Annotated in this window: 7 protein-coding genes; 4 read left to right on the plus strand and 3 right to left on the minus strand. The window is 44.4% G+C overall.

Going from position 1 to position 14,403, the window contains the following annotated elements; all coding sequences use genetic code 11:
* The first annotated feature begins 30 nt into the window (after positions 1-30).
* Together QUA04_RS09585 and QUA04_RS09590 are read left to right on the plus strand one after the other, a co-directional pair.
* Positions 31-390 carry a VOC family protein gene (locus QUA04_RS09585; protein ID WP_333256025.1) on the plus strand — a complete coding sequence of 120 codons (360 nt, stop codon included), beginning with the start codon at positions 31-33 and terminating at the stop codon, positions 388-390.
* A gap of 3 nt (positions 391-393) precedes the next feature.
* Positions 394-1,674 (plus strand): recombinase family protein, encoded by a 1,281-nt coding sequence (locus QUA04_RS09590; protein WP_333256027.1) that lies wholly within the window; start codon positions 394-396, stop codon positions 1,672-1,674.
* A gap of 49 nt (positions 1,675-1,723) precedes the next feature.
* On the opposite strand, the gene QUA04_RS09595 is transcribed toward QUA04_RS09590, so the two are convergent.
* From QUA04_RS09595 to QUA04_RS09605, 3 genes are all read right to left on the minus strand, one after another.
* Positions 1,724-2,941: an adenylate/guanylate cyclase domain-containing protein gene (locus tag QUA04_RS09595; RefSeq protein WP_333256060.1), complete on the minus strand. Its 1,218-nt coding sequence runs from the start codon at positions 2,939-2,941 to the stop codon at positions 1,724-1,726.
* A 349-nt stretch (positions 2,942-3,290) separates the two neighbouring features.
* Entirely contained in the window at positions 3,291-6,971 is a 3,681-nt protein-coding gene (locus QUA04_RS09600; protein WP_333256029.1) for a GAF domain-containing protein, read from the minus strand.
* A 90-nt stretch (positions 6,972-7,061) separates the two neighbouring features.
* Positions 7,062-8,630, minus strand: coding sequence for an ATP-binding protein (locus QUA04_RS09605; protein WP_333256031.1), 1,569 nt, complete (start codon positions 8,628-8,630; stop codon positions 7,062-7,064).
* 559 nt (positions 8,631-9,189) lie between these two features.
* Here QUA04_RS09605 and QUA04_RS09610 point away from each other — a divergent pair.
* The gene (locus QUA04_RS09610; protein ID WP_333256033.1) at positions 9,190-10,602 is read left to right on the plus strand and encodes an AAA-like domain-containing protein; all 1,413 of its coding nucleotides are present in this window, start codon (positions 9,190-9,192) and stop codon (positions 10,600-10,602) included.
* A gap of 233 nt (positions 10,603-10,835) precedes the next feature.
* The gene (locus QUA04_RS09615; protein WP_333256035.1) at positions 10,836-14,402 is read left to right on the plus strand and encodes an AAA-like domain-containing protein; all 3,567 of its coding nucleotides are present in this window, start codon (positions 10,836-10,838) and stop codon (positions 14,400-14,402) included.
* Position 14,403: the final 1 nt, after the last annotated feature.

A 14,403-nucleotide genomic window follows, 5' to 3' on the forward strand; every position in this document is an offset into this window, starting at 1 on the left:
CTTAAAATAAAACAATAAATCCCAACTCAAATGCAAATTACTCAATCCCTCCACAGCGCCATACTCATCTCCAGCCTGGAAAAATCCCAACACTTTTACAGCACCGTACTAAAACTGCAAAAAATCGATCGAAACTTAAAATTTCCCGGAATCTGGTATCAAATCGGCGACTTCCAGATCCACCTAATTTTAGGTGCAACAATTATCCCAGATGCCGTAGACCATGCCAAATGGGGACGCAACCGACATCTAGCATTTTCTGTTGCTAACTTAGAGGCAGCCAAACAACAGTTAATAGCTCACAATTGCCCGTTCCAAATGAGCGCGTCAGGTCGATCGGCATTATTTACCCAAGATCCCGACGGCAACATCATCGAACTCAGCGAGTAACAGATGAAAATCATCGCTTATTCTTACACCGAACCGCTACTCGAAGCAGCACCCGCACCGGAAATTTGGGGTCAAGAAGTCGATCGCACCTATCAAGACTTAGGAGGGCGACAACAACTGCAACAACTCCTAAAAGACTGCGAAACAGAACCAGTCAAATACCTGTTAATTCAGCGCTTTGAAGAACTCGGCGACACCGTACAGCAAGTGTGTTCGCACCTCTCCCACCTCGAAAACCTCGGCGTCGAAATCATTGTACAAGCAGAAACAGAACCGCGAAACCGCAAAAACTTGCTGCAAATCCTCGCAGAAATCCAGCGCACCCAACACAGCCGGAGTATTCGCAAAGGACACGCGCGCAACCGCATCAAATCCCGGATGCCACCGGGTAAGGCTCCTTACGGCTACCGGCGTGGCAAAGATTGTTATACGATCGATAAAACCACCGCCCCCACCGTCAAAGACTTTTTTGAACACTTTTTAATTTACGGTTCCTTGCGAGGTTCCGTGCGGTATTTAGCCAGGAAATATAACAAAAAAATCTCTGTAAGTACCGGCCGCCGCTGGCTGACAAATCCCGCCTACCGAGGCGATTTGGAATATCAAAACAGCCAAGTAATTTCTAATACCCACGTCCCGATTATTTCCCGAGAAGAAGCAGCCCAAATAGACAGGTTGCTGCGCCGCAACCGCTGCCTTTCTCCTCGCAGCGCTAGCGCCCCACGTTCCCTCGCAGGTTTAGCAATTTGTGCAGAATGCAAATCGCCCATGACAGTTGCCAAAGTCACCTCCTACCGCAAAGAAAAAGAATACCTTTATTTGCGACCGATTAACTGTCCAAAACAGCCTAAATGTAGCGGCATTTCCTACGATGAAGTATTGCAATTAACCATCGCCGGTATTTGTCGGGATTTACCCGATGCTGTTGCTGGGTTGCAAATGCCGAATATGAGTGGGATTAAAGCAGGAATGGTCAGGGCGATCGAATCGAAACAAGAAATCATAGAGCAACTTTCCGCCCTGATTGACAGCGGCATATTAGACACCGAAACAGCAGAGTTTAGAGCCTACAAAATCCGCACCGAAATTGCCGAACTGCAAAACAAATTATCGCAACTACCCCCTGTAAATTTGCGAGAAATTGCCCAAACAGTTTCCCTGCCGCAATTTTGGCTCGATTTATCAGAATCAGAACGCAGGTTTTACTTTCGAGAATTTATCGATCGCATTGAAATCGTCCGGGAAAATACAAATTGGAAACTGCAAATTATTTTCATTTTTTAAGGATTAACTCGACGTTCATCCAGAGTTCCTAGGTGAGATGCCCGACTTCTTAAAGAAGTGGGGTATTTGGGTACTCTCTTAGTTCGCTAGGAGTGGACTTCTTTTGACAAACATCGGTTTCTACCGCTGAATTATCTTTTTTAGCCTTTAGCCAATAGACGCTCATCTCTCCTTTTCCTTTAATCGTGATCGCACCTCTTTCCTCAAATAAATACCCATCTTTTAACAGTTCGTGAATAGCCGTAGTAACTTGAATATATCCCGGTAATCCTTGACATTCCATCCGAGAAGCAACATTAACAGTATCTCCCCACAAGTCATAGATAAATTTTTTAGTGCCAATTACGCCAGCAACTACGGGTCCTGTATGAATGCCAATCCGAATTTGAAATGGTTCGCCTTTGTCAGTTTGAAAATCAGTGATCGCTTCCTGCATATCCAAGGCCATATTTGCGATCGCTTCTACATGATCTGCCCTCGGCACCGGCAACCCCCCCGCTACCATATAAGCATCTCCAATTGTTTTAATTTTTTCCAAACCATGTTTTTCAGTTAGTTGGTCAAACCTTGAAAAAATCTGGTTCAATACATTTACCAATTCTAGAGGTAACATTCTAGCAGCAATAGACGTAAAATCCACAATATCGGCAAAAAGAACTGTTGCAGAATCAAACCTCTGGGCAGGAGAACCCTGGCCCTTTTTCAAACTTTCAACAATCGCTGCGGGTAAAACATTCAGCAATAAATGATCCGACTTTGTTTGAGCAAGCCGTAAAGCTAGCTCCACCCCCTGCCGCTCTTTAATTTCGTTTTGCAAACGTTCGACAAGTTCTTGGGATTGCTTCGTGTGCTCTTGAAGTAACTGTTGTTGACTTTGAATTGTTAACTGATTTGCCACTCGTGCCAATACTTCTTTACCGTGAAAAGGTTTAGTAATATAGTCAACTCCTCCCACCTCAAAAGCTTTCACCTTATCTAAAACGTCATCTAAGGCGCTTAAGAAAATCACGGGAATGGAACTGGTTTTTGGTGAAGCTTTCAATTTTGCACATACCTCATATCCATTCATGTCTGGCATCATCACGTCCAGCAAAATTAGAGTCGGCAGAAACTCTTGCACTGTAGCGATCGCCCTTTGCCCGTTCAGCGCTTTACGAACCTGATACCCTTGTTCGGTCAAGATTGTAGATAAAAGCCGCACGTTATCGGGCTTATCATCAACTACTAAAATGTTGGCTTGAATTGTAGGATATTGATTGCTGTCCATGCGATCGCTCACGGTAATTTGTTAAGATAAAAGATATTAACACTTAAGAAGTTTTCCTAAAAAAAAACGAAACAGTAGAAATTCCGATTTTCTTTACTAAAAAAAGATGGCAAGGAGACGCTATTTGGGCTTAATTTTAGGTATTTTTTAAATAGAATAGCCTCCTACGTTGAGATTCAGGGCTTTTTCATTCTCCTGTAGGGGCAATCCCCCCGTGGTTGCCCCGAGATCTGAAACCCCGACTCGCTCGTCTATAGGCTGGGCGGTCACGGGGGCACCGCCCTACAAAACCCTGGTTTTTCTGAGAATGAAACAGCCCTAAGTTGAGATTAGTTTAAAATTGGTATTTTCACCTCGCCGTAACTGCTGATTGTGCTATATCGATAATATCGTCAAAGAGGAAATCCTGCACCAAAGTAGTTAAATATTCTGCTGCCAAAGCAAACTCGCTCGGCATTTCCTCAATCAACTTGACAATTTTATCGTCGCAACATTCATTAGCAGCATGAGATATCTTTTCTACCCACTCAAGAGGCATTTCAGCGAGTTGTGACTCGACAGATTGATTGCTAGTCACTCCGCTAATTTCGCTTTCATTTTCTAGTGGTGCATCCACAGATTCCTCGTAAATGTAACGGACTCCTAAAAGTTCTTCCATTTTCGCAAATAATATCTTTGCCTCGAAGGGTTTACGCATGAAATCATCGCAGCCTGCTCCTAAAATAGTTTGTCGTTCCTCTTCAAAAGCGCTAGCAGTAAGAGCAACTATTACAGTTTGTTTTCCGAGAGGGTGAGTTTTAATTTTTCTGGTGGCTTCATAGCCATCCATGACAGGCATCTGCATATCCATCCAGATCAGGTGCGGTTGCCAATCCTCCCATACAGCAATAGCTTCTTCACCATCTCTAGCTTCTCGCACGAGGATGCCTAGTGGTGACAATAATCTCTCTATGACTAGGCAGTTATCGGCGCGATCGTCAACAACCAAAATCCGGTATTGTGGTTGATTCGGTGCTAAACTAATTACTTTTTTCTGCGGTTTAAGGATTTTAATTTCGCTGGGAGGGGCAAGGCTGATTTGAATATCAAATGCAAACTTACTTCCCAACTCAGGTGTACTGCTGACAGTAATATCTCCTCCCATCATTTGTACAAATTTGCGACTGATTGGTAAACCTAATCCAGTCCCCTGTTGAGATTTTTGACCTGTTTTTGTTTGCTCAAAGGGTTCAAATAACTTATTCATTTCTTCTGCGGCAATGCCAAGGCCAGTATCTTCAATTTCAAACTGAAGGCGTAACAATTCCGGGTGAAGGTCATTCGCGTCTACACAATTACAGTCTGCCAAGCTTACGGACTGATTAAAACCAGTGCACCATCCGGGTTTTTTTGGTATAGCTGTGGTTTCAACCGCTAAGCTTTCGGAATGTTCAGAACCCGCGTCGGCAAGTTTTGTTTGTGTGTCCGAAAACTCTGCCGTTTTAGCCCCCAAACTTTCTTGGACTTTCTTTTTCACTCGTAAAGTAACGCTACCCCTCTCTGTAAACTTGATCGCATTTCCTACAAGATTAATCAAAATTTGCCGCAATTTACCTTCATCTCCAGTAACAAAGTGTGGTACGCCGTCACCCACTTCCAAATTTAGCTGCAATTTCTTAGATTTAGCTTTTAATCGAAACATTTCTTCTAAGGTTTTTAGCAAGCGCATTAAATTAAAACTGCTTTCATTAAGCTGACTTCTGCCGGCTTCTATTTTGGACATTTCCAAAATGTCATTAATCAGGGCAAGCAAGTGTTCACCCGCGCGATTAATAATTTCTAGGTGCTGTTGGTGTTGATTGTTGAGAGATGTATCGCGCACCATCACTTGACTAAATCCGAGAATGGCATTCAGAGGAGTCCGCAGTTCGTGGCTCATAGAAGAAAGGAATTCGCTCTTGGCGCGGTTAGCTGTATCAGCAGCTACGACAGCTTTTTGTAATGCTGTTTCTGCTAATTTGCGTTCGGCAATTTCTGTTTTGGCTTGTTCAAAAAGCGTGCATTGCTGGATAGCAATTGCTAGCTGCACGGAAATTTGCTTGAGAGATTCTATCTCAGAAGAGTTCCAATGCCTGTGACTGCGGCAGTGATGAGCAATTAGTAGCCCCCATAGTTTTTCACCTTGCAAAAGGGGAACCACAAGGTTAGCTTTAATTTCCAACTCGCTCAGTAAATTAACGTGGCACTCTGAAATACCTGCCGTATAAATATTGTCGATCGCGCGAAGGTGTCCCTGCTCGTATACAGAGACGTAGTGTTCTCGAAAACAAGGGTCATTAATGTCAATTCCCAAAATCGGCATCGTACCGACAGATACCGACTCGACGGCTATAAATCCACTCCAATCGGGGTTAAAGCGGTAAATCACTGTTCTATCAGTTGACAAAAACTGGCGGACTTCTTCCACAGCCATTGTCAGCACTTCTTCTAGGTTAAGAGAGGAACGAATTCGCTCTTGAATGGAATTCACCAGCCGCTCCCTTTTTACTTGTTGCTGCAAAGCTGCTTCCGCCTGTTTGCGAGCAGTAATATCTACTCCATAACCCACGCACTCCACAGGTATGCCAGCAGCATTTTTGACTAACTTGATCTCATCGTAAATCCAGCGATAACTGCCGTCTTTGTGTCGTTCGCGGTATTCGTAAGAAATCGCTTCTTTTTCTAAAATTTTAGCGAATGAAGTAGCAACAATTTCGCGATCTTCTGGGTGAATTAGGCTATGCCAATCAAGGGAACCATCAAGAAATTCTCGCGCTTCGTAACCAATCATTGAAACAATATTATCGCTGACAAATGTTACGTCATAATTTCCCCCTAATTTGCAGCTAAAAATCACCGCCGGGGTAGTCGCCAGCAAATATTGCAAGCGTTCGGTGACAGAACGCAAGTTTAACTCCGCTTGCTTGCGATCGCGAGCTTCCATTGCTAAAGCTGCGATCTGCGCCACATAGCTAGCGAAGCTTTGTTCGTCGAGCGTCCAATTCCTCGTCCTTCCCAGATTTTCTAAACAAATTACACCCGCAATTTGTCCTTTATGGGTAATAGGAACATCTAGCATCGACGAGATGTTTAAAGGAATCAAATAAGATTTGGTAAATTCTCGGGTGCGCGGATCGGTTTTGGCATCAACCGCTGCGATCGCTTGTTCTGTCTTCAAAGCTTGGAAATAGCTAGGATAGTCAGCAACTTTCAGTTCTGCACCGGCGCTGTGTTGATTGGGAGTCAGTTCGTAAATGTCCGCACAGCAGATTGCGGATTTATCTTCCTGATAAAACCAAACGCTTGCCCGATCGACATTCAGGGTACGAGTTGCCATTTCCGTAATCTCTCTCAACGCCTCGCCGATATTTCCCTCGTAGATACTAGAATTTTTGGCTAATTCTAGCAAGCCTGTTTGTTGTTCTGTTAACCTAGTTTCTCGTTCGCGTAAAGCCGATTCAGCAGCTATTCTTTCTCTAATTTCTGCTTCTAAATAACCATTAATTTCTGTCAACTGTGCGGTGCGCTCTTGGACTTTAATTTCTAAATCATCATAAGCGTGGCGCAACGCTAATTCAGCCTCTTCACGCACCGCAATCTCAGTCTGCAACTTGCGATTTATGGCCTCTAATTCTTGGGGGGTTTTTAAAGACAAAAACTGGGGCAATAGTGTTACCATCGAGGCGGCGGTGTAGCAGGAAACCAGTGCAGTAATTCCTTTTTCAATCCCCGACAGCCAATAAGCGGAATGCCACAACGTCCAAATGTCTAGCAAGTGACCCGTGCCGCACAGAATAATAAATGCACCAAATAAAGCAAATATTCCTAAAAAAGGAACATCGCGCCGCTTGAAGATAAAATAAATTAGCATCGCCGGAATTGAATAGTAGGCGATCGCGATTAAAAAGTCCCCAGTTACGTGCAGCCACACTAAAGGCGTTTGCCAAAGATAGCAATGACCGTGAGGCATATACTGAGTTGGGGAAAAGATATTTTTGAGTGCTTCCCACATAATACTTGTTATTGGCAGATAATATGGATTTGATGATGCCTAAGTTAGGCAAAAAATAAAAGAAACCGAAAGTTGTAGCTGGAGTCAGCATTATTTATTAACGCCTAAACCCTGGTTGTTCATAACAGCTTGCTTTTGGAGTAGGTGGCGATCGCCCAATTGCGCTCGCAAAGGAATTTCAATAATAAACTCCGTACCTCTCCCAACCTCGGAAGTGCAGCGCAAATAACCTTCATGGGCTTGAATGATCTGATAAGAAATTGCCAAACCCAGCCCGGTACCAGCACCGATAGGTTTCGTCGTATAAAATGGATCGTAAATTTTAGCGATCGCATCATAATCTATGCCAGTGCCATTATCAGCAATGTGAATCTGCACCCACTTGTCATCAACTAAAAGGGTGCGGATGCGAATTTTTAACAGTGGGCAATGGGCGTTTTGTAAGTAGTCACAGAAATTATTTTCCCAATAGCCGTTGGTCGAATATCCCTGCTGTACAATCTGTTCTAAAGCATCAATAGCATTAGAACAAATATTCATAAATACTTGGTTAAGCTGCCCAGCGTAGCATTCCAATGCTGGCACATCTCCATACTCTTTAATAACTTGGATAGGCGGACGGTTTGGTTGTTCTTTCAAGCGGTGCTGCAAAATCATTAAAGTGCTATCGAGACCTTCATGGATATTTACCTTTTTCATGTCGGCTTCGTCTAACCGGGAGAAAGTCCGTAATGATTTAACAATCTCCCTAATTCGCTCGGCTCCTATTTTGATCGAAGCAAAAAGTTTTTGCAGGTCTTTTAAAATAAAATCGAGTTCGATAGTGTGAATCTTGTCTGCAATTTCCGGCGCAGGAGTGGGGTAATAAACTTGATAAGCCTTAATCAATCCCAAAATATCTTTAATGTATTCCTCCGCCGGAATCAGATTGCCATAAATGAAGTTAACAGGGTTATTGATTTCGTGAGCAACCCCAGCTACCATTTGCCCCAAAGACGACATTTTTTCAGTTTGCACGAGTTGAGTTTGAGCGCCTTTAAGCTGTTGCAGAGTGTTCTCTAGCTGCTGAGTTTGTTCTCGCAGCTTAGCTTCCGATCGCCGCAATGAATTTTCAGCCAAGGAGCGATCGCGATTTTCCTGTTGCAAACGTTCATTAGCCACTTCTAAAGCGATTGTCCTCTCCATCACCCGTTTTTCCAATTCTAGCATTAATTCCGAGAGTGCTTCTTGAGCTTGTTTGCGATCGCCAATCTCATTTTGTAAAGCTAAATTTGCCACCGCCAATTGATCAGGACTGGGAATAGCCAAGATTTTTGGGATTAGTTCCACCAGCACTGCTGCTGTAGATAGCGAAATCAGCGCTGTAATCCCTTTCAGAAAACCAGATAACCAATAATTAGGATGCCACAACGTCCATATTTCCATAATATGGGTAATCCCGCAGCAGATAATAAAAGAGCCAAACAGCATGAAAACCCAGTCAAAAGGCACGTCTTGCCGCTTTTTGACAATATAAATCAGCGTGATCGGTATCAAAAAATAAGCCACGGCAATCAAACCATCTGACAAAATGTGCAGCCCCACTAATCCAGGCTTCCACAAGTAGCAATGACCGTGAGGAATAAAATAATTAGGAAAGATTTTATGAACCATTTGCATTAAATCAACTAGGTTATTTGCTAAATTTTTTATGACAGGATTACAGGGAAATCAAAAAATCTGCTAGCACAAAAAAAGAATTATGCTTTTGGACTTAACCCTTGTGATGAGTAAATGCAGCGATCTGAAACTAATGTTAATTAACTTAACATCAATCGACTCAGCTTTAACAAAGTCAACTGTCACATTTTTAATTTTGCCTTTACTACCAACTGTGACACCGGCATGACATTTTGGCCAAGGATCAAGAAAAACTGAGCGCAGATTCGTTTCCAGTAGGATCCCCAGCGCCCATTGAAATTCGGTTATAGCACTCACTGATCAGTCAGGCAACGGGGAAATCACCAGATTTAACGGATCTCACGGATTTAACTTAACGAAGAGAACCATTCTCAAAAGCCTGTAGAGGTGGGTTCACTCTTGTACCCTTGGAGAGTGCAGACGGGTTAAATACACCCGCCCCCACCCCGCGAGGGAATTCTTTATTGATAGTGATACTCTTCGGGGGAGAATTAACCGATGTGACCAATTACCCCCTGAGAAATGTCGCGACAGGATCGTGTCGCAATCCAATCGGCGATCGCTCTCAGCTTTAGAGTCAATCATAAGTGATAATATCAACGATACACTTATATGGTTATTGCCAGTTATGACGATAGATGAGGTATTACAGCTAACTCGTGTCCGATTACAAAAAGATTTATATCCAGTACAAGAAATCATACTCCGCCAAGTTTGGGAAGGAAAGACTTATACAAGTATCGCATCGGGATCTCATTACGGAGAGCATTACCTGAGAAACATCGCTTCGTCTTTGTGGCAATCTCTCTCTCAAATCTTGCAGACATCTATTAGCAAATCAAATTTTCGCTCTTGTGTAGAATCACGTTCCCTGACTGCAGAGGAACGAGAATTAATTGAAGCATTCACCCGCAGCCAATGCCTAGCAACACCTTTAGAATTTCCCGGCTCTCCCGTGCCCCTCGATTCGCCATTTTATATCCCTCACCCGCTAATTGAAGAACTCGCCTATAGAGAGATTGCCAAACCAGGAAGTGTGCTGCGGATTAAAGCTCCCAGGAAGATGGGAAAAAGTTCCCTTCTGCTACGGATTTTAGATCGCGCAACTTCTCTTGACTATCGAACTGTAAGTTTAGATTTTCAGCAAGCCGAGGAAGCTGTTTTTGTCAACATCGATAAATTTTTACGGTGGTTTGGTGCCAACATCAGCCGTCACCTAGAATTACCACCTCTATTAGATGATTATTGGGATGAAGACATGGGTAGCAAAGTAAGCTGCACCATCTATTTGCAACAATATGTATTAGCAAAAATAAGTACCCCTCTTGTGTTAGCTTTAAATGAAGTAAATAGAATTTTTGAATATCCAAAAATTGCCAGAGAATTTTTGCCACTGCTCCGAAGCTGGCATGAAGAAGCAAAGCGAATTGAAACTTTGGGAAAACTGCGGTTAATCGTTCTTCATTCCACAGAAATTTATATTCCTTTAAAGCTCACTGAATCGCCTTTTAATGTCGGTTTACCGCTGCAATTGCCCTATTTTACAGAAGAGCAGATACTTGCTTTAGCGCAGCGTCACGGAATGGATTGGACAGATAGCCCCGATGCCGAGCGACTGATGGCAATGGTGGGGGGACATCCTTATCTGGTGCGGCTAGCTCTTTACCACCTCTGTCAAAACAGTGTAAGGCTAGATCAGCTACTACAAGAAGCTCCGACAATAGCGGGAATTTATAAAGATTACTTGCGGAGTTTTTGGGCAACCTTGCAAGAGTATCCCGAACTGGCGGTTGCACTTAAACAAGTGGTAAAATCTGAGTGTGGAGTGGAATTAGATCCGATAGTGGCTTCTAAATTATTTAGTATGGGGCTGATTCATATCGATAACAACCGCTGTACGCTAAGCTGCGAGTTGTACCGCCTCTATTTTGGTTCGCACAACTTTATTTAGAGCGGGGCTTTACAGTTTCTTTGCCTCATACAAAATTCTTCTTGATAACTCGACTTTTCCGGGCGATGATAAATCGCTGCTCTACAAACAAAGTCCCTCTACGCGCACTAAAAAACAAGGGAGTAATAAACCCGGATTTGGCATAATTTATATTATAATTAAGCTACCGCACCACATCCTCACCTCTAAATAAATTCACTAGATACTCACCTTTAAATCCACCCATAAACGGCATGACCAAGGTTACATACCAAATTGGGGGCAGTCTCGCCAGTGATGCGCCTACATACGTAGTGCGACAAGCCGATTCCCAACTTTATGAAGCCTTAAAAGCTGGCGAATTTTGTTATGTTCTTAACTCCCGGCAAATGGGCAAATCTTCTCTCTTAGTCCGCACCCTACACCGACTGCAAGCAGAAGGTTTTCAATGCAGCACGATCGACATGACCCGCATCGGCAGCGAAAATATCACTCCCTTACAATGGTATAAAGGAATTGTTGGGGATTTGTGGCGCAGCTTCAATTTGTTAGGAAAAGTTAATTTAAAAACTTGGTGGCGCGACGAAGAAGAGGTCTCATTTTCGCAAAGATTGAGTCATTTTATTGAAGATATCGTGCTGGTCAATTTTCCTCACGAGCGGATATTTATATTCATCGATGAAATCGATAGCATTCTCAGTTTGGATTTCGATGTCGATGATTTTTTTGCCTTAATTCGGTTTTGCTACAATCAGCGAGCGATTAATCCAGAGTATAACCGCATTACTTTTGCAATTTTTGGAGTTGCCACGCCAAGCGATTTAATTGCGGACAAAAAGCGAACTCCTTTTAATATCGGTCATCCTATAGATTTGCAGGGTTTTGAACTGCACGAAGCCCAACTATTAGTTAAGGGGTTAGAGAGTGTCGTCAGTAATCCTCATGCCCTTCTCAAACAAATATTAGCTTGGACTTCAGGACAGCCATTTCTCACCCATAAAATTTGCTATTTGGCGTATAGAGCCAGCCTAGAAACGGCGGGAGGATTAGTAAATATTCCCCCTGGAGCAGAGGCATTTTGGGTGGATAGTTTGGTGCGATCGCAAATCATCGATAAATGGGAATCCCTAGACGAACCGGAGCATTTAAAAACGATAGGCGATCGCATCCTGAGAAACGAACAACGCGCCGGAAGATTGCTCAGCATTTACCAGCAAATCTTGCAAAGTGTGGAAGTGCCAACCGATGACAGCCGAGACCAAATCGAACTATTACTATCCGGTTTAGTGGTAAAAAATGAAGGCTATTTGCAGGTAAAAAACAGAATTTATCAAGAAGTATTTAATATAGAATGGGTAGAAAAAAAATTAGGGCAACTGCGTCCTTACTCCCAATCTTTCGATGCTTGGATCGCTGCCAAACAAACAGATGATTCGCGCCTTTTGAGAGGACAAGCCTTAAAAGATGCTCAAATCTGGATGCAGGGAAAAAGTTTGAGCGATTTAGACTATCAGTTTTTAGCAGCTAGCGCCGAACTCGACAAGCAAGAAATGCAACTAACCTTAGAAGCAGAAAGGTTAAAAGAAGTCGAAAAAAATGCCAGACGGCAAAAGTGGTTTATTGCTGCACTCTCTTTAGCATTAGCGATCGCCCTCTTTCTCGGAACAGCAGCTTTTTGGCAATATCGTCGAGCTACATTGAGCGAAATCGAAGCGATCGCCACTTCCTCCGAAGCCCTCTTCACCTTAGAGCAAAAATTAGACAGCCTGATTGCTGCCATCAAAGCCAAGCGCAAACTGCAACAACTGGGTGGAGCAAATCCCGAACTAGAAAAGCGCGTGCAATTATTACTAGAGCAGGCAGTTTATGGAGCTTCCGAGTTCAACCGCTTATCAGGACATCAGGCGACACTGTATAGATTAGCAATCAGTCCCGACGCTCAGACCATTGCCTCTGCAAGTACAGATAACGAGGTCAAACTCTGGCAGCGAGATGGAACCCTGATTACGACTCTTCCCCACAACGGTATAGTGTGGAGGATGGCTTTTAGCCCCGACAGCAAACTCCTCGCTTGCGCCAGTGGAGATGGCACAGTTAAAGTTTGGCAGCAAAAGGGAACGTCTTGGCCGGGTCCCAAACTCCTACACAGCCTTGAGGGACACAGTAAGGAGTTTAACGGTGTGGCGTTCAGCCCAGATGGCGAGACTTTAGCTGCATCCGGTGAGAATAACACCGTTAAACTCTGGGACAAAAACGGCAATTTATTAACCATTCTCGATCGCACCGATGCGGTGAGGAGCCTGAGCTTTAGCCTCGACGGGGAAATGCTCGTTAGCGGAAGCGCGGAGGGCACGATTCGATTGTGGAAAAAAGACGGCCGAGAATGGGCCTCCGTAAAGTTACTGCGAGCGTTTCAAGGGCATAGCGCTGCAATTTGGGAGGTCGAGTTCAGTCCTGACGGCGAGATATTTGCCTCTGCGAGCATGGATAAGACTGTTAAACTTTGGCGCTCCCATACCCCGTCAGACGAAGAGTTACAGCCTATACGAACCCTTAAGGGTCACGCATCTGGGGTTGAGAGTCTAGATTTCAGTCCTGACGGTCAGATTATTGCCTCAGCCAGCGGCGATCGCACAATCAAATTTTGGAGCAAAGACGGCAAGGCAGGCACGGAGGCACTGCCCCTACGAACTTTTGCAGGACATCGCGGTGCGGTATGGAATATCGCTTTCAGTCGTGACGGCAGTTTCATTGCTTCCCTGGGTATAGGAAATGCTGTCAAACTTTGGCAGCCGAAAAACATTTTTTTCTTGCCCCTGCTAGGTCACGACGCTGCTGTTTATAGAGCTGCTTTCGCTCCTGACGGTAAAATCGTCGCCACTGCCAGTACAGACGGCACGGTGAAACTTTGGCGCGTCGATGGCACGTTGCACAAGACGCTTAAGGAGGGTACAGGGGGGCTTTGGGATGTGGCATTCAGTCCTGACGGTAAACTCATTGCTTCAGGGGGTGAAAAAACAGTTAAACTCTGGCACAAGGATGGCAGATTTCTGAGAGAAATCAACGCCCACAAAGGTGTAGTTTACGGAATTACTTGGAGTCCGGACGGTAAAATTATTGCCTCCGCAAGTACAGACGGCACGGTAAAACTCTGGCAGCCAGACGGCATTTTGCTGAGAACTCTGAAGCTAGATGGCAGCGCCTTCTGGAGTGTGGCCTTTAGCCCTGATGGAAAAGCTTTAGCCGCCGTCGGTAGCAGCGGTACTCTCGCTATCTGGAAGCCCGATGGCACTTTGTTGCAGGCGATTGATGCCCATCCGGCTATGATTATGGGGGTCAGTTTCAGTCCCGATGGCAAGACTCTAGCCTCAGCCAGTACAGATGGCACCGCCAAACTCTGGAAATTAGAGTCCTCAGACACCTCAGTTCCTCACAAAACACAGCTCCTGCGAACGCTTAAAGGTCACGCACACGGAGTGCAGGGAGTTTCCTTTAGCCCGGATGGTGAAATCATCGCTACGGCAAGTCTGGATAACACGGTGAAACTCTGGAACAAAAACGGCCTCTTGCTGAGGACGCTCACGGGACATAGAGGTTTGGTGACAAAAGTTTCCTTTAGTCCCGACGGCACTTTCCTTGTCTCCGCCAGCCATGACCAAACGGCGATTTTGTGGGATGTGAAGCGAATTCTCAATACAGATCCACTGGCTTTTGGTTGCGACTGGGTGCGGGATTATTTGCGAATAAATGCCGATGTGAAGGAGGAGGATAGACATTTGTGCGATGCCGTGGGCGATCGTGACATTATCCGAAACAATTAAC

This window comes from Microcoleus sp. S13_C5, from assembly GCF_036700845.1.
Lineage (GTDB): Bacteria > Cyanobacteriota > Cyanobacteriia > Cyanobacteriales > Microcoleaceae > Microcoleus.

Bases quoted from the DNA above. Each gene is read 5' to 3' on its own strand.
- QUA04_RS09585 (WP_333256025.1), top strand. From the start codon at position 31: ATGCAAATTACTCAATCCCTCCACAGCGCCATACTCATCTCCAGCCTG.
- QUA04_RS09590 (WP_333256027.1), top strand. From the start codon at position 394: ATGAAAATCATCGCTTATTCTTACACCGAACCGCTACTCGAAGCAGCA.
- QUA04_RS09595 (WP_333256060.1), bottom strand. From the start codon at position 2,941: ATGGACAGCAATCAATATCCTACAATTCAAGCCAACATTTTAGTAGTT.
- QUA04_RS09600 (WP_333256029.1), bottom strand. From the start codon at position 6,971: ATGTGGGAAGCACTCAAAAATATCTTTTCCCCAACTCAGTATATGCCT.
- QUA04_RS09605 (WP_333256031.1), bottom strand. From the start codon at position 8,630: ATGCAAATGGTTCATAAAATCTTTCCTAATTATTTTATTCCTCACGGT.
- QUA04_RS09615 (WP_333256035.1), top strand. From the start codon at position 10,836: ATGACCAAGGTTACATACCAAATTGGGGGCAGTCTCGCCAGTGATGCG.